Annotated in this window: 11 protein-coding genes; 2 read left to right on the top strand and 9 right to left on the bottom strand. The window is 73.3% G+C overall.

Going from position 1 to position 22830, the window contains the following annotated elements; genetic code table 11:
- Nucleotides 1-63: 63 nt before the first annotated feature.
- Complete coding sequence (locus AACH10_RS05255; RefSeq protein ID WP_341409319.1) at nt 64-1926, bottom strand: sensor histidine kinase; 1863 nt, start codon at nt 1924-1926, stop codon at nt 64-66.
- A gap of 250 nt (nt 1927-2176) precedes the next feature.
- On the opposite strand from AACH10_RS05255, the gene AACH10_RS05250 reads away from it, so the two are divergent.
- On the top strand, nt 2177-3175 hold the full coding sequence (locus AACH10_RS05250; protein WP_341409318.1) for a PhoH family protein: 999 nt from the start codon (nt 2177-2179) through the stop codon (nt 3173-3175).
- Nucleotide 3176: 1 nt separating this feature from the next.
- Nucleotides 3177-3632, top strand: coding sequence for an rRNA maturation RNase YbeY (gene ybeY / locus AACH10_RS05245; protein ID WP_341409317.1), 456 nt, complete (start codon nt 3177-3179; stop codon nt 3630-3632).
- A gap of 24 nt (nt 3633-3656) precedes the next feature.
- Here the strand turns inward: ybeY and AACH10_RS05240 are convergent, their stop codons facing one another.
- The 8 genes from AACH10_RS05240 to AACH10_RS05205 form a co-directional block, all read right to left on the bottom strand.
- Nucleotides 3657-4703: a tripartite tricarboxylate transporter substrate-binding protein gene (locus tag AACH10_RS05240; protein ID WP_341409316.1), complete on the bottom strand. Its 1047-nt coding sequence runs from the start codon at nt 4701-4703 to the stop codon at nt 3657-3659.
- Between the two features lie 3 nt (nt 4704-4706).
- Entirely contained in the window at nt 4707-5705 is a 999-nt protein-coding gene (locus AACH10_RS05235) for a tripartite tricarboxylate transporter substrate-binding protein (RefSeq protein ID WP_341409315.1), read from the bottom strand.
- Between the two features lie 71 nt (nt 5706-5776).
- Nucleotides 5777-6799 carry a tripartite tricarboxylate transporter substrate-binding protein gene (locus AACH10_RS05230; protein WP_341409314.1) on the bottom strand — a complete coding sequence of 341 codons (1023 nt, stop codon included), beginning with the start codon at nt 6797-6799 and terminating at the stop codon, nt 5777-5779.
- 71 nt (nt 6800-6870) lie between these two features.
- The gene (locus AACH10_RS05225; protein ID WP_341409313.1) at nt 6871-9027 is read right to left on the bottom strand and encodes an HlyD family efflux transporter periplasmic adaptor subunit; all 2157 of its coding nucleotides are present in this window, start codon (nt 9025-9027) and stop codon (nt 6871-6873) included.
- Between the two features lie 10 nt (nt 9028-9037).
- Entirely contained in the window at nt 9038-10534 is a 1497-nt protein-coding gene (locus AACH10_RS05220) for an efflux RND transporter periplasmic adaptor subunit (RefSeq protein WP_341409312.1), read from the bottom strand.
- Nucleotides 10531-11376 (bottom strand): efflux RND transporter periplasmic adaptor subunit, encoded by an 846-nt coding sequence (locus AACH10_RS05215; RefSeq protein ID WP_341409311.1) that lies wholly within the window; start codon nt 11374-11376, stop codon nt 10531-10533. The genes AACH10_RS05220 and AACH10_RS05215 overlap by 4 nt, the downstream gene beginning before the upstream one ends.
- 26 nt (nt 11377-11402) lie before the next feature.
- Nucleotides 11403-12974 carry a TolC family protein gene (locus tag AACH10_RS05210; protein ID WP_341409310.1) on the bottom strand — a complete coding sequence of 524 codons (1572 nt, stop codon included), beginning with the start codon at nt 12972-12974 and terminating at the stop codon, nt 11403-11405.
- A gap of 71 nt (nt 12975-13045) precedes the next feature.
- A complete protein-coding gene (locus tag AACH10_RS05205; RefSeq protein WP_341409309.1) occupies nt 13046-22822 on the bottom strand; it encodes an Ig-like domain-containing protein in 9777 nt (3258 codons plus the stop codon).
- Nucleotides 22823-22830 lie beyond the last annotated feature (8 nt).

The raw sequence follows: 22830 nt of genomic DNA, 5'->3' as shown, positions 1-22830 counted from the left end.
TCCGGCAACGGCAAGGCGACAAGCCCCCCTTTGTACGGGGGGCAATTCATCGTAACAGCGGGTTCACGCGGACGTGAGGTGCCGATCCAGCGGCAGTGTGAGGCGTATCACGGTTCCGTAACCGGGGCTCGACTCGACCAGGCATTGCCCCTGCAACTGCTTGGCGCGGCCCTTCATGCTGGCCATGCCGTGGCCCTTGTCGAGCCGGCCGTCCAGCTCGACCGGGATGCCCTGGCCGTTGTCCTGGATGATCAGCTGGAAGTCGCCGTCGGCGATCGAGCAGCGCACGCTGCACTGCGAGGCCCCGCTGTGCTTGATGATGTTGCTGACCGCCTCGCGCAGGATGCGCGTGGTCTGCACATAGGCGCGCGACGACAGGGTCTGCGGCGTCTCGTCGTCGTGCGGCGCGCTCCATTCGCCCTGGATGCCCGACTGCGTCAGCCGCGACATCACTTCCGCGCGCCAGTCGCCGAAGGCGTCCGACAGCCGCACCGGCTTGCCGGTGAGGCCGCGCACCGACAGGCGCATCTCCTCCAGCGCCTCGCGCGCCAGCGTGGCGATGCGGTCGCTCTCGCTGGTGTGCACGATGGTCAGCAGCTTGGCGCCCAGGTCGTCGTGCAGGTCGGCGGCGATGCGCTTGCGCTCGCGGTCGGTCACCTGCTCCACCTTCAACTCGGCCAGCTGCGAGAAGTTGCGCTCGATCTGCGCCGTGGCCTCGCGGATGCGCACCTCCAGCTCGGCACGGCTTTGCTCGCTGCTCTGGAAGGCGCGGCCGAACTGCTGCACCAGGCGCAGGCCCATCGCGATGAAGGCCAGCGGCGGCACCAGCTCGGCCACGTAGCCGATGCGGCTGTCCAGCTGCGCCAGGATGGTGGTGGCCTGCACCAGCACCGCCACGCCCACCACCACCAGCAGGCCGGCCATGGGCCACAGCTGGCGGCTGCGGTGCTGCTGCGCCCGTGCCAGGTAGTAGATGGCCGCGGCCAGCACCTGCATGGCCAGCAGCACGAACCACAGGCCCGACACCCAGTGCAGGTTCTGCGGCCCGGCGATCAGCAGCGTGCCGCACATCAGCAGCAGCTGCAGCGGCAGGGCCACGTTCACCCAGCCCAGCCGGCGGTTCACGTAACGCAGCAGGAACTGCACCGAGGCCCAGGTGATGAAGCCCATCAGCGCGGCCAGGCCCAGCTCGGCCAGCCGGTTGCTGAACGGCAGGTCGGACGCCCACAGCCGCGCCAGCAGCACCGCCCAGCCGACCATCAGCGCACCGAAGTAGGCCAGGTAGCTCTGCGCGCGGTTGAACCAGCCCATCACGAACATCAGGCCGCCCATCAGCAGCAGCGTGCCGCTCATCACCTCGGGCAGGCGCACGGCGAACAGCGCGCGCCGCGCATGGTGGCCGGCCAGCACCGCATGGCTGCCGAACTCCACCACCGACAGCCCGCCCACACGCTGGCGCGAGCTGACCAGCGGCAGGTCGTAGCCCTTGACGCGCAGCTCCACGCTGTTCTGCCCGGGCAGCAGCAGCGCGTCGGGCACGGCCACCAGCTGCGGGTGGTGGCAGTGGCGGCTGACGGGTTCGCTGAAGCGGCCGCCGTCGTGCACCAGGTGGCCGTTCACCCGCACCTGCAGCACGCTGCACGCGCGCTCGACATACAGCGCATGCAGGGCGCCGCCGCCGGGCGCCTGGTCGGGCATCAGCTGGCGCAACTGGGCGCCGTCGAAGCCCAGGCGGTACCAGCGTTCACCCAGTGCGCCGGTGGGATGCTCGGCCCAGTCGTCGGGCAGCACCACGGTCTTGGCGGCAGACCAGTCGGGCGGCTGCACACCGGCGCCCGGCGCGGCCAGGGCCTGGCGCAGCACCAGCACCTCGGCCTGCGCCGCGCCCAGGCCGGCCACGCACAGCCACAGCAGCACCAGCAGCACCAGCAACCCTCGCCACAGACCCTGCCAGCGCTGCGAACCCGGCTGCGTACCAGGCTGGGGTGGCTGGGGCCGGGCCGGGCGGGACGGACCGAACACACGCCCAGCGGGCGCCCGACACGGCAGGATCACGGCATGCATGGCGCCGATTGTGGGGCAGCCCCACGGGCCTTCCGGTGGCCGGCAGCGGCCTGGCGCGGCGGTTCGTTGGAGAATCCTCACCCCGCACCGCCCTGCCCTGCCAGCCCGCCCCGTGATCCTGCGCCACGTCTTCGAACCCACCGACAACGCCCGCCTGGCCCATCTGAGCGGCGCGTTCGACGAGCACCTGCGCGCCATCGAGGACGCGCTGTCGGTGCGCATCAGCCGCCGCGGGGGCGCCTTCCGCGTCGAGGGCGACAAGCCCGCGGCCAGCCGCGCGATGGCGCTGCTGCAGTCGCTGTACGAGCGCGCGGCCCGGCCCATCGCCGCCGAGGCGCTGCAGCTGGCGCTGGTGGAGGTCCACGCCCAGGTGGCGCCGCGCGCGGCGGCGGCCGAGCCCGAGGCGCCGGTGGTCACCACGCCCGATGCCGAATCGATCGTGCTGCACACCCGGCGCAGCGACCTGCGCGGCCGCACGCCCAACCAGGTGCAGTACCTGCGCCAGATCCTCAGCCACGACATCAGCTTCGGCATCGGCCCGGCCGGCACCGGCAAGACCTTCCTGGCCGTGGCCTGCGCCGTGGATGCGCTGGAGCGCAGCGGCGTGCAGCGCATCGTGCTCACCCGCCCGGCCGTGGAGGCCGGCGAGCGCCTGGGCTTCCTGCCCGGTGATCTGGCGCAGAAGGTCGACCCCTACCTGCGCCCGCTGTACGACGCGCTGTACGACCTGATGGGCTTCGACCGCGTGCAGGCCGCGTTCGAGAAGGGCCAGCTGGAGATCGCGCCGCTGGCCTTCATGCGCGGGCGCACGCTGAACCACGCCTTCGTGATCCTGGACGAGGCGCAGAACACCACCCCCGAGCAGATGAAGATGTTCCTGACCCGCATCGGCTTCGGCAGCCGCGCCGTGGTCACCGGCGACGTGAGCCAGATCGACCTGCCCAAGGGCATGCCCAGCGGCCTGGTGGACGCGGCGCGCGTGCTGGACGGCGTGCGCGGCATCGCCTTCACCCGCTTCACCGCGGCCGACGTGGTGCGCCACCCGCTGGTGGCGCGCATCGTCGAGGCCTACGAGGCGGCCAAGCCGGGCACCAACGGCAAGGGGGCATGACATGGCACGTCCGGAACTGACCCTGTCGCTGCAATTCGCCGATCCGCGCCACCGCGCGCTGCTGCCGCGGCACAAGGTGGCGCGCTGGATCCGCGCGGCGCTGGCGGCGCCGGCCGAGATCACCGTGCGCATCGTCGGCGACGAGGAAGGCCAGGCGCTGAACCGCGACTACCGCGGCAAGGACTACGCCACCAATGTGCTGACCTTCGACTACACGCAGGAGCCGGTGGTGATGGCCGACCTGGTGCTGGCCGCCGGCGTGGTGGAGCGCGAGGCGGCCGAATTGGGCCTGGCCGTGGCCGACCACTACGCCCACCTGCTGGTGCACGGCACGCTGCACGCCCAGGGCTGGGACCACGAGACCAGCGACGCCGATGCCGCCGAGATGGAGGCCTACGAGACCGAGATCCTCACCGGCCTGGGCCTGCACGACCCCTACGCCGGCGGGCGCGACTGAGGCTGCGCACCGCCGGCGGCCGGTTCAGCGGTACTTCTGCATCTCGCCGCTGGCCAGCAGGGTGCCCCAGCCCTGGCTCTCGGCCAGCAGCGCGAAGCGGAAGTCGTCCGGCGTGATGTCGGGCGCCGGCAGGCGCATCGCCAGGCGCTCGACCGTCTGGCGCATCGGCGCGGCGGTGAGCGCGCCGCGCACGGCCTCGGCCAGGGCCTCGATGCGGCTGGGCGCCGTGTCGCGGTGCACGTACAGGCCGAAGGACTCGACCAGCGGCGTGTCGATCAGGCCCAGTTCGCGCCCGGTCGGCCAGTCGGGCACGCTGGGCCAGCGGGCCTCGCTGGTCACCAGCAGGCCGCGCAGCCGCCCGGCGGCAAAGGCCTCGGGCGCCGCGCCCACGATCACCATGCCGGCCGGGATGGTGCCGGCCTCCAGATCGGCCAGCAGCGGCCGCGTGCCCTGGAAGGCCGTGAACTGCAGCCCCGTGCCCAGGCGCCGCGCGAAGGCCGTGCCCAGCAGGTGCGCGCCGGTGTTCAGCCCCGGCACGCCCAGCACCGCCTGCTGCGGGTTGTCGCGCAGCCAGGCCTGGAAGTCGGCCAAGCTGCGCACGCTGGCCGGCACGCGCGGCCCCACCGCCAGGCAGAACGTGAAGCTGGCCAGCGGCGCCACCGGCGCCAGGTCACGCAGCACGGCATCGCTGCTGCCGCCGGCCAGCTGCGGCAGCAGCGTCAGCACCGAGCTGGGTGCCATCAGCATCTGGCGCCCGTCCGGCGGGGCCTTGCGCAGCGCCTCGATGGCCACGCGCGAGGCATTGCCCGGCAGGTAGCGCACCGCCGCCGCCAGCTCGGGCTGGTAGCGGCCCTTCATGGCCGGCACGAAGCTGTCCAACAGCGCCGTGGCCGGCCCGCCACTGGGAAAGCCGTACAGCAGCGTGCTGCGCTCCTCGCCCTGGGCCGCCACCGGCGTGCCGGCCGCGACGGCGGTCACGCCGAGCAGCGCGCCGCCCAGGCCCGCCACCCAGCGCCGGCGGCCGGCGTCCACAGCCGCGGCGGCCGTGCAGTCGTCATGGTCGTTGGCCATGGCTCACTCCTGCGCGGTGAAGCGGGTCTGCTGCACGATGCGCGCCCAGCGCGTGGCATCGGCCTGCACGTACTCGTGAAAGTCCTGCGGCGCCAGGTTCACCATGCGCAGCGACTGCGCCTCGGCCAGCCGCCGCACCGCGTCGCTGGACTGGTACTGCGCCACGCGCGACTGGATGGCCTGGGCCAGCTCGGGCGGCAGCGTGGCCGGCCCCAGCAGGCCGTGCCACTCGACGATGGCGCAGTCGGCCACGCCCTGCTGCAGCAGCGTGGGCACGCTGGGCAGGCCGGGCCAGGCCTCGGCGCTGCTGACGCCCAGGCTGCGCAGCTTGCCGCTGCGGAAGTCGTCGAGGTTCTGGCCCACGATGGTCAGGCCCGCCGGCACCGCGCCGCTGACCAAGTCCTTGATCAGCGAGGCCGAGCCACGGTAGGCATTGGGCCGCAGCGTGAGGTTGCGCGAGCGCGAGACCAGCATGCCCACCAGGTGCGAGGCCGAGCCCATGGCCGGCACGCCATAGATGGCCTGCGTGGGGTCCTGCTGCACCCAGCGCACATAGTCGTCCAGCGTCTGCACCGCGGCCGGCACCCGCGGCCCGACGGTGAACGAGCGCGTGAACTCGTACAACGGCGCCACCGCCCGGTAGTCCTCGAGCGTGTAGCCCAGCTTGCGGAACAGGTGGGGCATCAGCGTCAGCGAGCTCGACGAGGCATACAGCAGGCTGCGGCCATCGGGCGCGGCTCGCTTGACCAGCTCATGCGCCAGCCGGCCGCCCGAGCCCGGCATGTGGCGAAAGCCCATGCGCCCCAGCGGCGGCGCCGACAGCGCCTCGGCCAGGCTGTTGCCGATGGCGGTGGCCACGCCGCCCTCGCTGAAGCCGTAGACGATCTGTCCGCCGTCACCTGCCGCACTCTGGGCATGCGCCCGGAGGCTGACCCCGCTGGTCAGGGGAAGGGCCAGGGCGGCCAGGCGGCGCAGGCTCTCGCGCCGGTCGATGCTGCTCATCTCATGCTCCTGTCGTCTTCTGCTGCACACCGGATGCCCCTCCGGCAGGGACTGCACCGTCGGGCGGCGGCTCAGATGCGGTTCAGACGCGCCTGCCGCACCGCCTCGGCATACACACGGGTTTCGTTGACGATGCGCTCGCGCATCTCGGCCGGCGTGGCGCGCAGCGGGCGCATCGCCAGGCGCTCGAAGGTCTGCGCCAGCTCGGGCGTGGCCAGCGCCTCGCCGATGGCCGTGCGCAGCCGACCGGTCAGGTCGTCGGGCATGCCGGCGGGGCCGAACCAGCCGTACCAGCCGGTCATCACCAGGTCCTTCAGGCCCTGCTCGGCGAAGCTGGGGGTGTCGGGCATGCCCAGCCAGCGCTGCGCGCTGCTGACCGCCAGCGCACGCAGCCGGCCATCGGCCAGCGCCTCGCGCGCGTTGCCGGTGACGACGATGCCCGCTGCCAGGCCACCGCCCAGCAACTCGTTGACCACCGGCGTGGTGCCGGCATAGCCCACCGGCAGCAGCGGCGCGTCGCGGTCGCGCACCAGTTGCTGGGTCATCAGCCAGCCCTGCGAGCCCTTCAGGATCACCCCCACCTGGCGCGAGCCGGGGTTGTCGCCCACCCAGCGCAGGTACTCGTCGAGGGTGCGCACACTGGCCGGCACGCGCGGGCCCACCAGCAGCATGAAGGTGTACTCGGACAGCGCCGCCAGCGGCGTGAAGTGCTCCAGCGGGGCATAGCCCAGCTCGCGGTAGATCGACGGGAACAGCGTCACCAGCGCCGACTGCGCATGCAGCAGCGTGTTGCCATCGGGCCGCGCGGCCTTGACCACCTCGGCCGAGCGCCGCGCCTCGCGGCCCAGCACATGTTCAAGGCGGATCGGCGGGGCGTAGCGCGGCGCCAGCTGCGCGATCATGGCCTGGGCCAGCATGGTGCCGGCCGCACCCGGCGGGATGCCGAACACCAGCCGCGCCGCCCCATCGGCCGACGAGGCGGAGGGGGCAGGCAGTGACTGCGCCCGCGCCGGCGCCGCGCCCAGCGCGGTGCCGCCCAGGGCCAGGCCGGCGCCAAGCCGGCACAGCAGGTCGCGGCGGGTGTGTGTCGTCATGGTCGATCCCTTCGTGTGGTGTGTGTTGTGTGTGTGGTTTGTGTGGTGTGCGTGGGCTGTGCGTGCCGTGTTCAGCCCTGCAGTTCGCGCAGCAGCAGCTGCCACAGGCGGCGGCCGGACTGCGCCGCCAGGCTCTCGGGCGCGGCCTCGATGCGCACCTGCCCGCGCAGCAGGCGCGGCCGCGTGTCGGGCAGCGCCTCCAGCACCTCCAGGCGCACGCGGTGGCGGGCCTGCTGCGGCACGGCCCGGCCGCGTTTGTCCAGCACGGTGGGCACGCTGCCGCCATGCACCGAGGCCAGCAGCTCGGGCGTGATCTGCTCGGCCGCCGCCGGCTCCACGGCCAGCAGGCGCAGGCGCAGCGGCGGCTGGGTCAGGTCTTCGGCATGGAACACGGCCGAGGCGCCCACGCGCAACCGGGCCAGCGCGGCGTCGTCCACATAGCCCTGCACGTCGCGGGCCTGGCCCAGCAGCACACGGCCCAGCGTGCGATCCGGCCGCACCCACTGGCCCGGCTGCAGCAGCGGCGGCAGGTCGGCCAGCCGCCCGTCGGCACGGGCGCGCAGCACCAGCTGCGCCTCGCGCTCGCGCAGCCCGGCCACCGCGGCATGGGCCTCGGCACGCTGCTGCTCCAGCACCAGCAGGTCGTTGCGGTCGCGGGCATCGCCGGCAATGCGCTCCAGCCGCTCCAGCGTCAGCACGCGCTGGTTCTCGGCCTCGGCGATGCGGCGCTGCAGCTCGGGCGAGCGCAGGCGCAGCAGCGGTTGGCCGGCGCGCACCGGCTGGCCGTCGCGTGCCAGCACGGCCTCCACCACGGCCACCTCGGGCGCCTGCAGCAGTTGCTCGTCCTGCCAGGCCAGCACGGCGGCCGCGCGCACGCTGTGGTCCAGCGGGGCCTGCAGCGCCCAGCCCAGCCCGCCCAGCACCAGGCCCAGGCCCAGCCAGCGGCCCAGCACCACGGCGCCACGCAGCCGCCACCAGGCGGCCAGCTGCAGCCCGGCCGGCCGCAGCACCAGCCACCACAGCGTGGCGGCGGCCAGCAGCACGCCGGCGGCCTGGAACAGCAGGCTGTAGGCCAGCCACGCCGCCGCCAGGCCCAGCGACAGCCGGAACAGCCACACCCCGCTGCCATAGGCCACCAGCAGCACGCGGCGCAGCGGCGTGGCCGGCTCGGGCGGCGCCAGCACCGGCCCCAGCAGCAGGCGGCCGAGCGCCCAGCCGGCGTGGTCCAGCGCGCGCTGCTGCAGGTTGGCCAGGCCCAGCGCGTCCGACAGCATGTAGTAGCCGTCGAAGCGTCCCAGCGGGTTGAGGTTGACCGCCAGCGTGGTGGCCCAGCTGGACGTGGCCACCACGAAGCACGCGGCGCGCAGCGGCCCGTCGGCCAGCAGCGCCCAGGCCAGCGTGGCCAGGCCAGCCACGGCCGATTCGGCCAGCATGCCGGCCGCGCCGATCCACACCCGCGGCGCGCGGCGCGGCAGGCGCACGGCATCGCTGGTGTCGGTGTAGAGCATGGGCACGCCCAGCGCCACGGTCAGGCCCATCGACGGCACCTGGGCGCCGTGGTGCACGGCGGCATAGGCATGGCCCAGCTCGTGCAGCAGCTTCAGCGCCAGCAGCACCACGCCATAGGCCAGCCAGCCCTCGGGCTGGGCGAACTGGGCGAAGCTGCCGACGAAGGCGTCCCACTGGCGCGACACCAGGTACAGGCCGGCCAGCGTGGCCAGGGCCCACAGCGCCAGCGCCGGCGCGCTCCACAGGCCGCGCACCAGCGGCAGCGTGGCCTCCAGAAAGCCCTGCGGCTGGCACAGCGGCAGGCGCCAGCCCATCCAGCGCCCGAACCAGCCGCGCCAGCCGGTGTGCGCCTGGCGCTGGGCCTGGTCGGCCAGCTCACCGACCTCGCTGCCGGGGGTGGGCACCAGCAGGTGGTGCTGGCGCAGGAACTCCAGCAGCCCGGCCAGTTGCCGGTCGAGTTGCCGGTCGAGCTGGCCCTCGCCATCGGCCGAGGCGCCGCCGGGCAGCGTGCGGCGCCAGGCCGCGCGCAAGGCGCCCACCCGGCCCAGCGGCCACAGCGCCAGCAGGCGCAGGTCGGGCTCGGTGAGCAGGAAGCTGCGCTGGCGCAGCGGATCGTCCAGCCGCCAGCGCGCCGCACCGCCGGGCTCGGGCGCGGCCTCCACCAGCTGCAGCTCGGGCCGCAGCGGCGGCAGGGGCAGGGCGTCGTCGAGGCCGGACATGGCGGCGGGCTCAGAAGCCGAGGGTCTGGCGCAGCGCCGACAGCGGACGGCGCAGCAGCTGCACGGCCAGCGGCACCTCGCCGGCATACAGGCGCACCGTGCCGCGCGCCCCGATGCGCGGCTGGTAGCCGGCCTCGGGCGCCAGCATCACGGTGTAGGCGGTGTCGCCCCCAGGCAGCGTGCGCGGCGTGTAGGCCACATGGCGCACCTGGGCGGGGATGCCGCCGAAGGGCACGTTGTCGAGGAACACGTCGCCGCGCGCGCCAGGCTCCAGCGGCAGGCTGTTGCCGGTGGGCAGGTCCACGCGCAGCGCGATGCGCCGCGGATCGGCCACCTGCACCACCTCCTCGCCGACCTGCACCGCGCGGCCTTCCCAGTCGCGCCGGTCGGTGTAGATCACCACGCCGTCCTGCGGCGCGCGCACCGCGGTGCGCGCCAGCACCTCCACGGCGTAGTCGTAGTTCACGCGCGCCAGCTCGTACTCGGCGCGGGCGGTGGCCAGCTCGTGCGCGGCCTCGGGGTCCTGGAAGGCGGCGGCCGCGGTGCGCGCATCGCGCGCCTGGGCCACGGCCAGGCGCTGCTGCGCCAGCAGCATCTCGTTGCGCGGCTGGATGTCGTCGAACTGCACCACCACGTCGCCGGCCTTCACCGGCGCACTGGGTGGCACGGCGATGCGCCGCACCACGCCCTGGATCGGCGCGGTGAGCACCTGCGGCTCGGCCGCCACCACCTCCACCGGCGCCATCACGCTCAGGCGCACCGGCATCGCGCCCAGCACCCCCAGCAGCAGCACCAGCAGCATCAGCATCCACGGCGTGCGGGCCTGGCCCAGCGTGCGCCGGCGCGGGCCCGACAGGGCCGTCCAGGCATGGGCATAGGTCTGGCCCAGGCGGCGCAGCAGCACCGTGGCACCGGGGTTGAACGGCGCCTCGCGCAGGAACAGCACGCCGGCGTCCACGCGGTCGGCGGCGTCGGGCAGCGGCACCCACAGGCCCCGCGGCAACGCAAAGCCGCGCAGCACGCCGCGGCTGCGTTCGTCCAGACCGGGCCAGGCGCCGGCCGACTGCAGGTCCAGCGATTTCATGTCGTGCAGCACTCCGGGCTGCTGGCGCGCCAGGCCGCGGCCCAGCGCCACCAGCAGCGGCGCATGCGCGTCCACCGAGGGCAGGCCCGACACCGCCACCGGCCGCCACTGGCGGCCACCGCCGCGACGGCGGAACACGATGGCCTGGCCATAGGGCACCAGGCTGCGCGCCTCGTTGACCAGGTGCATCAGCAGCGCCTGTTCGCCCTGCACGCGGCGCACCTCGGCCTCGTACTGCAGCAGGCGCAGCGCGGCCGAGGCGTCGCCGGCCGGCGCCGGCGCGGCGGTGCCGATGCGCGGGCCGGCCGCAGCGGGCTCGTCGGCGCGGGGCTGTGCGCGCGCCCGGGCGGCGCTGCGCTGCAGGGCCTCGGCGGCCAGCACGGCCGGCGGGCGGGGGGCGTCGCTGACGCGGGCCGTGCTCATCGGGGCGGGCGCCAGCCCGAGGCGGTGCCGCCCATGCCGGGCAGCACGCGCGCGGCGGGGTCGTCGAAGCTGGCGGTGATCTTCAGCGTGCGGCTCACCGGATCGACCGCCGGCGACAGGCGCTGCACCTTGGCCGGCAGGCTGCTGCCGGTCTCGTCGATGCGGAACACGAAGGCCGTGCCCGGCCGCAGCCAGGCCAGCCATTGCGAGGGCACGATCAGGTCGAGCTCGACGCCGCTGGTGTCGACGATGCGCAGCAGCGGCGCGCCGGCCTGCACCGATTCATGCTGCCGCGCCTGGCGCGCGACCACGCGGCCGGCAAACGGCGCGGTGACGCGGCATTCCTTGAGCTGCGACGCCAGCGCGTCGGCTTCGGCCTGGGCCTTGTCGAGCTGCGACCTCGACACCAGCAGGTCGTTCTTGCCGATGGCGTTGTAGCGGTCGAGCTCCTCGTTGGTCTCCACCTGCTTGCGCTGGGCCTCCAGCGCCGCGCGCGCGCCGCGGGCCTCGGCCTGCGGCCGCTCGCAGTCGAAGGCGGCCAGCAGCTCGCCCTTGGCGAAGGTGGCGCCCTCGGCCATCGGCATCTCGGTGATGCGCGCCGACAGCCGCGCGGTGAGCGTGGCCTCGGCCACCGCCCGCACCACGCCGCGCGCGATGCCGGCGCTGCCGGCGTTGCTGCGCACCACGGCCGCACCGGTGGCCGGTGCCGGCGCCGGCAGCGGCGTGGCCGCGGGCAATGGCGCACCGGCCTGCGCCCAGGCGCCCGCCGCAGCCGCGCAGGCCAGCCCGGCGGCCAGCCGGCGTGCTGCGCCCATGCGCGCTCGGTGTGTCAGCAGGTTCATGAAGTCAGGTCGTCTGGACAGTCGTGTCAGGAGCTCTTGGCCGGCATGGCCGGCAGGCTGAGCGCCCGCTCTGTCCAGTGTTCTTCGAGCTCCTGGGCCAGTTTCTTGAGCGGCAAATCGGCATCGATGTCGACGTCGAAGTTGTCCAAGCCCATGGACGCGTACAGATTGGCATAGGCGTTCTGCAGGTCGGAGTACGCCACGTCGTAGCGCACCTCGGACAGCACGCCGTTCATCTCCTCACGCACCAGCTGCTGCTGGCTGATGGCGCGGGCGCGGAAGGCGCCGCGCGCCTGGCCCAGCAGCCGCTCCTGCACGCCCTGGGCGCGCTGCGCGGTGTTGAGCTCCTGCGACAGGCGCACGAAGCGCACCCGCGCCACGTGCACCTGGGTGGCCACGGCCATGGTCAGCGCCAGGTCGCGCTGGTCGAGCATCGCGGCCTCGGCCTCGAGGGCGCGCTTTTGCATCGGGTAGCGGAACACGTCCAGCAGGTTCCAGCTGACGCGCGCGCTCAGGCTCACCCACTGCGGGTTGTAGAGGAAGTCGTTGCTGTCGTGGTTCAGGCCCAGCACGGTGCGCACGGTGGGCAGCGCGCGCAGGAAGGCGGCATCGAGCTCGCCGCGCAGGATGCGCTGGCGGTAGCTGGCCTCGCGCACCTCGGGCCGGAAGCGCAGGCCGGTGAGCACCATCTCCTCGGCCGAGCCCGGCAGTTCGGGCACGACATCGGTGCGGTCGGGCAGCACCAGCTGGAAGCTGGCGTCGGGGTTCAGGTTCATCAGCGCGGCCAGCTGGCTCTTGGCCAGCGACAGCTCGCGCTGCAGCTTCTGCACATCGCCCTGCACCTGCAGCAGGTCGCGCTGGTAGCCCAGCACCAGGTTGGGCGAGGCGATGCGGCGCTGCTCCAGCTCCTCGGCCTGGCGCATCGCGCGGCCGGTCAGCACCTCCAGGTCGGCCAGCTTCTTGGCCGTGCGGTCGGCACTGACCGCACGCCAGTAGGCGGTGCGCACGTCTTCGAGGATGCGGTTGATCACCTTGCGGCGCCGCTCCATCGACAGCTGGCGCTCGTCGGACTGCTGGCGCTGGCGCACGCGGGCCAGGCCGAAGTCGAGCACGTCCCAGCTCAGGGCCAGATCGGCCGTGGTGCTGCGCCGCTGGCTGGAGGTGGAGGGCTCCAGCGACTCGCGGCCGGTGAGCAGCGAGCGGCTGCGCGAGCCGGCATCGTTGTCGCGCGCCGAGAAGCCCGAGCTGGCCACCAGCGTGGGCAGCATGTCGGCGCTGCGCGCCTCGAACTGGCGCTCGCGCAGCGCCACGTCCATCATCTCGATCTTCTGGTCGAGGTTGTACTTCAGGGCGCGCCCCATGGCCTCGTACAGCGAGATCGGTCCGTCCACCCTGGCCTCGGTGCCGATCTGCGCCGCCAGGCGCGCGCGCAGGGCCTGCGCATTGGCGGCGGCATCGATCACCGGCGGCGTGTTGGCGCAGCCGCCCAGCCCCAGCGCGCCGCCGGCGGTGGCCAGCCGGGCCAGGCATTGCCGTCGCGACAGGCCGCTCGCCGGGGATGGCGGATCGGCATCGGCAGCGGGCGTGATCGGGTGCATGCGGTGTCCTTCCTGGTAGCGCCGGGTGTCGTGTCGGCGGGCGTCGTGTCGGCGGGTGTCGGCGCGCTGGCTCAACCCAGCGCGCGCGCCAGCGCGTCGATCTCGGCCTGGCGGCGCTGCAGCGCATCCAGCAGTTGCTGCTGCACGGCCGGCGGTGCGTCGCCGGCATCGGCCACGACGCGCGGCAACGGCGGCGGCAGCGGGGCGGCGGCCAGCGTCTCCCCGCCGCCCGGCGCGGCGGGGGCACCGGTCAGCGCTGCGATGCCGAAGGCGCCGCCGGTGCCGATGTCGTCCAGCCGGGTGGGCGCACGGAAGCCGGCGCTCAAGTCGCCCACGGCGGTGGCCATCGGCGCTGCATCGGCCGCGATCTCGGCCGGCCGGCCCAGCGACTGCACGCCACCGATGGCGGCGATCAGCGGGGCGTCGCCGCTGAGGTCGCCCACGCTCTCCATCGACTGCACGGCGTTGATGGCCCGGGTGAGCACCAGACCGACCAGCCCCTCGGTGACGGGCTCGGACTCGACGATGCGGGGCGTGGCGGTGTCGCTGCGCTGCGTCGGCCCCGCGAACGGCACCTCGGCCGGGGCCGGCGCTGGCGTGGGCGTCGGCGCGGCCGTCAGATCCTCGGCAACGGTCATCGTGACCGCGATGTCGGCGATGGCGCCAGCGGGATCGGTGGCCCGCACCAGCACCGCGAAGCTGCCCGCCTGCGTGGGCGTGCCGCTGATCTGGCCGGTGACGGGGTCCAGGCTCAGCCCGGGCGGCAGATCGACCGCGCTGAAGCGCAGCGCATCACCATCCACATCGGTGGCCAGGCTACCGATCGGCAGGGTCGCCGCGCTGCCGACGGTCAAGGCCACCGGCGCGGCGCCGGCGGCGGTGGGCGCGTCGTTCACCGCCGTCACCTCAAGCTGGACGGTGGCCACGGCCACGGCGCCGTCCGCGTCGATCACGCGGTAGCTGAAGCTGTCGGGGCCGCTGTAGTCGGCGTCGGGCGTGTAGACGAAGCTGCCGTCGGCATTCAGCACCAGACTGCCATGCGCGGGGGCGGCCACCGGCGTGGTGTCCACGGTCAGTGCGTCGCCGTCGGCGTCGCTGTCGTTGGCCAGCACGTTGCCGCTGGCGCTGCCGTCTTCGGCCAGCGTGGCGCTGTCGTTGGTGGCCGTCGGGTCCACATTGCCCACGGTCAGCGTGAAGGCTTGGCTGACGCTGCCACCGCGGCCGTCGCTGGCCGTCACCTGCACCGTGTACACGCCGCCCGGCACATCCGCCGACGCACCGCCATCCACCGTGCCGCTGATCACGCCGGTGGCCGCATCGATGCTCAGGCCGGCGGGAAGGCCCGTGGCGGTGTAGCTCAGTGCGTCGCCGTCGGGATCGGCGAAGCCGGTGGCGGTGGTGATCGTCACGGCCTGACCGTCACTGGCCGACGCCGTCGGCAGGCTGCCCACCGTGTTGGGCGTGTTGTTCGGCGCCGCCACGATCGTCCAGGTGAAGCCCTGGCTCACCGTGCCACCGTTGCCATCGCTGGCGCTGACCGTCACCGCATAGCTGCCCGGCGTGCTGGCCGTGCCGCTGATCTGGCCAGTGGCCGCATCCAGGCTCAGGCCCGGCGGCAGGCCGGTGGCGCTGTAGCTCAGCGTGTCGCCGTCGGCATCGGCAAAGTCGGCCGCGGCGTTGAAGCTCACCGCCGTGCCGGTGCTGTTGCTGCGATCGGCGATGGCCTGCGCGGTGGGCGCATCGTTGACCGGCGTGACCTGCAGGCTCACGGTGGCCGTGGCCGTGCCGCCATCGGCATCGATCACGCGGTAGCTGAAGCTGTCGGTCCCGCTGAAGTTGGCGTTCGGCGTGTAAGCGTAGCTGCCGTCGGCATTGAGCACCAGCGTGCCGTGTGCCGGGCCGCTGAGCGGCAGCGTGTCCACCGTCAGCGCGTCGCCATCGGCGTCGCTGTCGTTGGCCAGCACGTTGCCGCTGGCGCTGCCGTCCTCGGCCAGCGTGGCGCTGTCGTTGGTGGCCGTCGGGCCCACGTTGCCCACCGTCAGCGTGAAGGCCTGGCTGACGCTGCCACCGCGGCCGTCACTCGCGCTGACGAGCACGGTGTAGACGCCGCCCGGCACATCCGCCGACGCACCGCCATCCACCGTGCCGCTGATCACGCCGGTGGCCGCATTGATGCTCAGGCCGGCGGGCAGGCCGGTGGCGCTGTAGCTCAGTGCGTCGCCGTCGGGATCGGCGAAGCCGGTGGCGGTGGTGATCGTCACGGCCTGCCCGTCACTGGCCGCCGCGGTCGGCAGGCTGCCCACCGTGTTGGGCGTGTTGTTCGGCGCCGCCACGATCGTCCAGGTGAAGCCCTGGCTCACCGTGCCGCCGTGGCCATCGCTGGCGCTGACCGTCACCGCATAGCTGCCCGGTGTGCTGGACGTGCCGCTGATCTGACCGGTGGCTGCATCCAGGCTCAGGCCCGGCGGCAAGCCGGTGGCGCTGTAGCTCAGCGTGTCGCCGTCGGCATCGGCAAAGTCGGCAGCCGCGTTGAAGCTCACCGCCGTGCCGGTGCTGTTGCTGCGGTCGGCGATGGCCTGCGCGGTGGGCGCATCGTTGACCGGCGTGACCTGCAGCGTGACCGTCGCGGTGGCTGTGCCGCCGTCGGCGTCGATCACGCGGTAGCTGAAGCTGTCGGTCCCGCTGAAGTTGGCGTTCGGCGTGTAAGCGTAGCTGCCGTCGGCATTCAGCACCAGCGTGCCGTGTGCCGGGCCGCTGAGCGGCAGCGTGTCCACCGTCAGCGCGTCGCCGTCGGCGTCGCTGTCGTTGGCCAGCACGTTGCCACTGGCGCTGCCGTCTTCGGCCAGCGTGGCGCTGTCGTTGGTGGCCGTCGGGCCCACGTTGCCCACCGTCAGCGTGAAGGCCTGGCTGACGCTGCCGCCGCGGCCGTCACTCGCGCTGACGAGCACGGTGTAGACGCCGCCCGGCACATTCGCCGATGCGCCGCCATCCACCGTGCCGCTGATCACGCCGGTGGCCGCATCGATGCTCAGGCCGGCGGGCAGGCCCGTGGCGCTGTAGCTCAGTGCGTCGCCGTCGGGATCGGAGAAGCCGGTAGCGGTGGTGATGCTGACGGCCTGACCGTCACTGGCCGCCGCCGTCGGCAGGCTGCCCACCGTGTTGGGCGTGTTGTTGGCTGCGGGCGCCACCGTCCACTGGAAGCTCTGGCTCACGCTGCCGCCCTGCCCGTCGCTGGCCGTGACCGTGACGGCGTACGAGCCTGCGGTGCTGGTGTTGCCGCTGATCAGCCCGGTGCCGGCATCCAGGCTCAGGCCGGGCGGCAGGCCGGTGGCGCTGTAGGTCAACGTGTCACCGTCGGCGTCGGCAAAATCGACCCCCGCGTTGAACGACACGCTGGCGCCCAGGCTGTTGCTGCGATCGGCGATCGGCTGAGCCGTCGGCGCGTCGTTGACGGGTGTGACCTGGATCGTGACCGTGGCCGTGGCGACGCCGCCGTCGGCATCCACCACGCGGTACGTGAAGCTGTCGGTGCCGCTGTAGTTGGCATCCGGCGTGTACACGTAGCTGCCGTCGGTGTTGAGCACCAGACTGCCATGGCTGGGGCCGCTGAGGGCCGGTGAGTCCACGGTCAGCGCGTCGCCGTCGGCATCGGCGATGACCACCGTGCCGCCCACGCTGCCATCCTCGGCAACGCTGATCGTGGCATCGGCCGCCGTCGGCGCCACATTGCCCACCGTCAGCGTGAAGGCCTGGCTGACGCTGCCGCCGCGGCCGTCGCTGGCCGTCACCTGCACCGTGTACACGCCGCCCGGCACATCCGCCGACGCACCGCCATCCACCGTGCCGCTGATCACGCCGGTGGCCGCATCGATGCTCAGGCCGACGGGCAGGCCGGTGGCGGTGTAGCTCAGTGCGTCGCCGTCGGGATCGGCGAAGCCGGTGGCGGTGGTGATGCTGACCGACTGCCCGTCACTGGCCGCCGCGGTCGGCAGGCTGCCCACCGTGTTGGGCGTGTTGTTCGGCGCCGACACGATGGTCCAGGTGAAGCCCTGGCTCACCGTGCCACCGTGGCCATCGCTGGCGCTGACCGTCACCGCGTAGCTACCGGGCGTGCTGGCCGTGCCGCTGATCTGACCGGTGGCTGCATCCAGACTCAACCCAGGGGGCAAGCCGGTGGCGCCGTAGCTCAGCGTGTCGCCGTCGGCATCGGCAAAGTCGGCCGCCGCGTTGAAGCTCACCGCCGTGCCGGTTCTGTTGCTGCGGTCGGCGATGGCCTGCGCGGTGGGCGCATCGTTGACCGGCGTGACCTGCAGCGTGACCGTCGCGGTGGCCGTGCCGCCGTCGGCATCGATCACGCGGTAGCTGAAGCTGTCGGTCCCGCTGAAGTTGGCGTTCGGCGTGTAAGCGTAGCTGCCATCGGCATTCAGCACCAGCGTGCCGTGTGCCGGGCCGCTCAGCGGCAGCGTGTCCACCGTCAGCGCGTCGCCATCGGCGTCGCTGTCGTTGGCCAGCACATTGCCGCTGGCGCTGCCGTCTTCGGCCAGCGTGGCGCTGTCGTTGGTGGCCGTCGGGCCCACGTTGCCCACCGTCAGCGTGAAGGCCTGGCTGACGCTGCCACCGCGGCCGTCACTCGCGCTGACGAGCACGGTGTAGACGCCGCCTGGCACATCGGCCGACGCGCCGCCATCCACCGTGCCGCTGATCACCCCGGTGGCCGCATCGATGCTCAGGCCGGCGGGCAGGCCCGTGGCGGTGTAGCTCAGTGCGTCGCCGTCGGGGTCGGCGAAGCCGGTGGCCGCGTTGAAGCTCACCGCCGTGCCGGTGCTGTTGCTGCGGTCGGCGATCGCTTGTGAGGTGGGCGCATCGTTGACCGGCGTGACCTGCAGCGTGACCGTCGCGGTGGCCGTGCCGCCGTCGGCATCGATCACGCGGTAGCTGAAGCTGTCGGTGCCGCTGAAGTTGGCGTTCGGCGTGTACACGTAGCTGCCGTCGGCATTGAGCACCAGCGTGCCGTGTGCCGGGCCGCTCAGCGGCAGCGTGTCCACCGTCAGCGCGTCGCCGTCGGCGTCGCTGTCGTTGGCCAGCACGTTGCCGCTGGCGCTGCCGTCCTCGGCCAGCGTGGCGCTGTCGTTGGCGGCCGTCGGGCCCACGTTGCCCACCGTCAGCGTGAAGGCCTGGCTGACGCTGCCACCGCGGCCGTCACTCGCGCTGACGAGCACGGTGTAGACGCCGCCTGGCACATCGGCCGACGCGCCGCCATCCACCGTGCCGCTGATCACCCCGGTGGCCGCATCGATGCTCAGGCCGGCGGGCAGGCCGGTGGCGGTGTAGCTCAGTGGGTCGCCGTCGGGATCGGCGAAGCCGGTGGCGGTGGTGATCGTCACGGCCTGACCGTCACTGGCCGTCGCCGTCGGCAGGCTGCCCACCGTGTTGGGCGTGTTGTTCGGCGCCGCCACGATGGTCCAGGTGAAGCCCTGGCTCACCGTGCCGCCGTGGCCATCGCTGGCGCTGACCGTCACCGCATAGCTGCCCGGCGTGCTGGCCGTGCCGCTGATCTGACCGGTGGCTGCATCCAGGCTCAGGCCCGGCGGCAGGCCCGTGGCGCTGTAGCTCAGTGTGTCGCCGTCGGCATCGGCAAAGTCGGCAGCCGCGTTGAAGCTCACCGCCGTGCCGGTGCTGTTGCTGCGGTCGGCGATGGGCTGCGCCGTCGGCGCATCGTTGACCGGCGTGACGGTCACGGCCACGGTGGCGCTGGCGGTGCCGCCCTGCCCGTCGCTGACCGTGTAGTGGATGGTGTCGCTGCCGTGGAAGCCTGCGGCCGGCGTGTAGTGCAGCGTGCCGTTGGCCCCGATGCTGACCGTGCCATGCGCGGCACTGGCCTGCGTGACGCTGAGCGCATCGCCATCGGCGTCGCCGTCGTTGGCCAGCACGGCCACGCTGACCGCGGTGTCCTCCGCGGTGGTCAGCGTGTCACCCGTGGCCACCGGCGCATCGTTGACGGCCAGCACCGTGATCGTCACCGTGGCCACGGTGACGCCGCCGTCCGCGTCGATCAGGCGGTAGCTGAAGCTGTCGGTGCCGTGGAAGTCGGCCAGCGGCGTGTACTGGTAGCTGCCGTCGGCGCGCAGCACCAGACCACCATGCGCCGGACCGCTGACCGGCGTGGTGTCCACCTGCAGGGCATCGCCATCGGGGTCGCTGTCATTGCCGAGCACCTGGCCATCGAGCACGCCGTCCTCGGCCACGCTGGCGCTGTCGGCCCCGGCCACCGGCGCCGGGTTGGCCACGGTCAGCTCGAAGGCCCGCGCCACCGCACCGCCGCGGCCGTCGCTGGCGGTGATGACCACGGTGTACACGCCGCCCGGCACGGCGCTGGAGGCGTGGCGGTCCAGCGTGCCGCTGATCACGCCGGTGGCCGTGTCGATGCTCAGGCCGGCCGGCAGGCCGCTGGCGCTGAAACTCAGCGCGTCGCCATCGGCGTCGCTGAAGCTGGCCGACAGGTCCAGCGCCACGCTGGCGCCATCGTCGCGCTGCAGATCGGCCAGCGTGGCGCCGGTGGGGGCCTGGTTGGGCGCGGCGCCCACGGTGACGGTGATGGTGGCCGTCTCGGTGGTGCCGTTGCTGGTGACGGTGTAGGTGAAGCTGTCGCTGCCGACGAAGCCTGCCACCGGGGTGTAGCTGGCCTGGCCCTGCGCGTCGATGCTCAGGCTGCCATGCGCCGGCGTCTGGTAGGACGTGACCACGCGGCCGGCATGCTCGAAGCTGTCGTTGGCCAGCACGTTGAAGCCCACGGCCTGGCCGGACACGGTGCTGACCGCGTCGTCGACGATGTCGGCCACGGCCACCACGCCCAGCGGCAGCGTGGCGCTGACGCCCAGGGTCTGGCCCAGCGGCCCCAGCGACACGGTCAGCGTCAGCGGGCCGTTGTGGTCTGCGCCGGGCAGCAGCTGCAACTGCTCCAGCGCGGCCTGCAGATTGGCGGCCGTGCCCGACATGCGGATCAGGCTGTCGTCCACGCCATCGCCCTGGCTGAGGTTGACGCCCGCGTGCTGCTGCAGCGTCAGCAGGCCGCCGGGCACCGACAGCTCGATCTCCAGCACCTGCCCGTCCACGTCGCCCACCGCGATCTGCGTGCCCAGCAGCGACGCGAAGATGATCGGCGTGTCCTCGGTGAACACCGGGATCGTGGGCAGCTGCAGCGTGGGCAGGTCGGCCACCGCAGCCACCGTGACCGCGATGCTGCCGCTGGCCGTTCCGCCGTCCGCGTCCATCACGGTGTAGGTGATGCTGTCCACACCGTTGAAGTTGGCGTGCGGGGTGTAGCTCAGCGCGCCATCGGGCTGGATCGTCACGGTGCCGTTCAGGGCGCTGGCCGACGCCACGCTGAGGGCGTCGCCATCGCTGTCACTGGCGTTCAGCAGCGCGTCGACGCGCAGGTTGCTGTCCTCCTGGCCCGCGGCCACGCCCGCAGCGAGCAGCGGCGCCGGATTGCTCACCGTGATGGTCAGCGTGGCGGTGGCGCTCAGGCCGCCGCTGTCGGTGGCCGTGACCTGCACGGCATAGACACCGCCGCCGGTCTGCGACGCATGCCCGCCCAGCTGGCCCGAGATCAGGCCGGTGGTGGCGTCCAGGCTCAGGCCCGCCGGCAGGCCGGTGGCCGAGAACTGCAGGCTGTCGCCCAGGTCGCCATCGCTGAAGCCGCCGGCCACCGAGGCCGCCACCACCGCCCTGTCCTGCGTGCTGATGCCACCCAGCGTGCCGCTGGCCACCGGCGCATGGTTGATGCCCACGGTGACGGCCACAGTCTGCGTCTCGGTGACGCCGCCAGCGCTGACCGTCACGGTGAAGCTGTCGCTGCCCCGGTAGCCGGCATCGGGCGTGTAGGTGACCGCGCCGCCCAGGCCCAGCAGCAGCGTGCCATGCGCCGCGCCGGTGGCCGACACGACGCTGGCCGCGCCCTCGAAGCTGTCATTGGCCAGCGGGTACAGCGTCACCGGCGTCAGCACGTCGGTGGTCACGCTGTCGTTCACGGCATCGGCCACCGCGCCCAGCGTGATCGGCACGCTGGCCGACTGGCTGGCCTGGCCGTCGCTGGCCGCCAGGCTGAGCGTGGCGCTGCCGTGGTAGTCGGCATCGGGCGTGAAGCGCAGGCCGTCCAGCGCCTGGTTGATGGCCGCGGCACTGCCGCTGAACACCAGCGTGGTGTCGGCCGTGCCGTCACCGGTGGTGAAGCTCAGGCCGCTGGTGCCGGCCAGGGTCAGCGTGCCGTGGGTCACGCTGAGTGTGGCGGTCAGGGTGTCGCCGTTGCTGTCGGTGACGCTCAGCGCCCCGGCGCTGGCGCCCGTGAACACCAGCGCCTGGTCTTCGCTGCCGCTGGCGCTGGCCGGGGCGCTGACGACCGGCGGCGCATTGGGCACGGTCACGGTCAGCGAGACGGTGGCCGTCTCGCTGACGCTGCCGCTGGTCACGGTGTAGCTGAAGCTGTCGGCCCCGCTGTAGCCGGCGGCCGGCGTGTAGGTGGCCACGTTGCCGGCCAGCGTCACCGTGCCATGCGCGGGCTGGGTGACGCTGCTCACCGCTGCGGCGCCGCGCTCGAAGCTGTCGTTGGCCATCAGGGCGATGGCCACCGCCTGGTCGCGCAGCGTGCTGGCGCTGTCGGCCGCGATGTCGGCCACCGGCGTGATGGTCAGGCCGATGTCGGTGGGGCTGGACACGCTCAGCACGCCCAGCACCGTCTGGCTCACCACCACGCGCAGCGTGTCGCTGCCGTGGTAGTCGGGGTCGGCGTTGTAGGTCAGGCCGGCCAGCACGTTGTTGATGGCCGTGGCGCTGCCGCGCAGCGTGACGGCGGTGTCGCTGCTGCCATCGCCCTCGGTCACCGTGACGCCGGCGATCGAGCCGAAGCTCAGCGCGCCGTGCTGCACCGTCAGGCGCACCTCGGTGCTGGTGGCCAGCATGTCGCTCAGCGACACCTGCAGCAGGTTGCTGCCGGTGAAGGCCAGCGTGCTGTCTTCGGCCACGCTCAGCGGGGTGCCGACGTTCAGGCTCAGCGTGACGTTCAGCACCGCCAGCGTGCCGAACCAGTCGCCACCGTCCAGCACCACCGATTCGATGGCGCCGCTGCGCTGCTCGAGCAACCAGTCGGCACCCAGCGCACGGGCGCCGGTGGCGTCGTCGGAGGCCGCCACGTCGGCGTCCAGCGCCAGCGCCAGGCGCTCCATGCCGGCCACCGCCTCGGCCGAGCCGGCCGCCTGGCAGCCGTAGAACAGCACATCGGCGCCACTGGCCAGGTGCTGGCCCAGCGTGGCCAGCGCCTCGGCATGGCGCTCGGAGGCGTCGGCCAGGTCGAGCCGGGTGCTGCCCAGCATCACCGCGCCCAGTTCGCCATGCGTCACCAGGTGGATGGCCTGCACCTCGGTTTGGCCGGCCAGCGCCTCGTTCACCTGCGCCAGGCCGTCGCGGCCAGGGTCCAGCAGCACCAGCTGCGCACCCGGCGGCACATGGGCCAGCAGCTGGGGCAGTTGCGGCAGGTCGCGGTCGACGAACACCCATTCGCGCGCTGCGGGTGCGGTGGCAGCGCCGGCCGCCCCCTCGGGCGTGGCGCCGGCGGCCGAGGCCAGCCAGGCCGCATCGCCCGCGCTCTGGTCCGCGCTGTGGTTCGCGCTGTCGTCCGCCTCGGCCGACGCGTCCTGCGCGGCGGCGGCCAGCGCCGCCTGGGCGGTGCCCTGGGCGAGCGCGGCGTCCAGCAGCATCGCGCCGTCGAACATCATGCGTGGCTCGAGCGCCAGGCGCGGCTCGGTGGGCAGGGGCAGCGGGCGCGCCGGGCGGCGGCGGATCAACGACAACATGACGAGCT

It is taken from the genome of Pseudaquabacterium inlustre, from assembly GCF_038066595.1.
Lineage (GTDB): Bacteria > Pseudomonadota > Gammaproteobacteria > Burkholderiales > Burkholderiaceae_C > Pseudaquabacterium > Pseudaquabacterium inlustre.
This window is presented reverse-complemented; position numbering and strand designations above follow the sequence as displayed.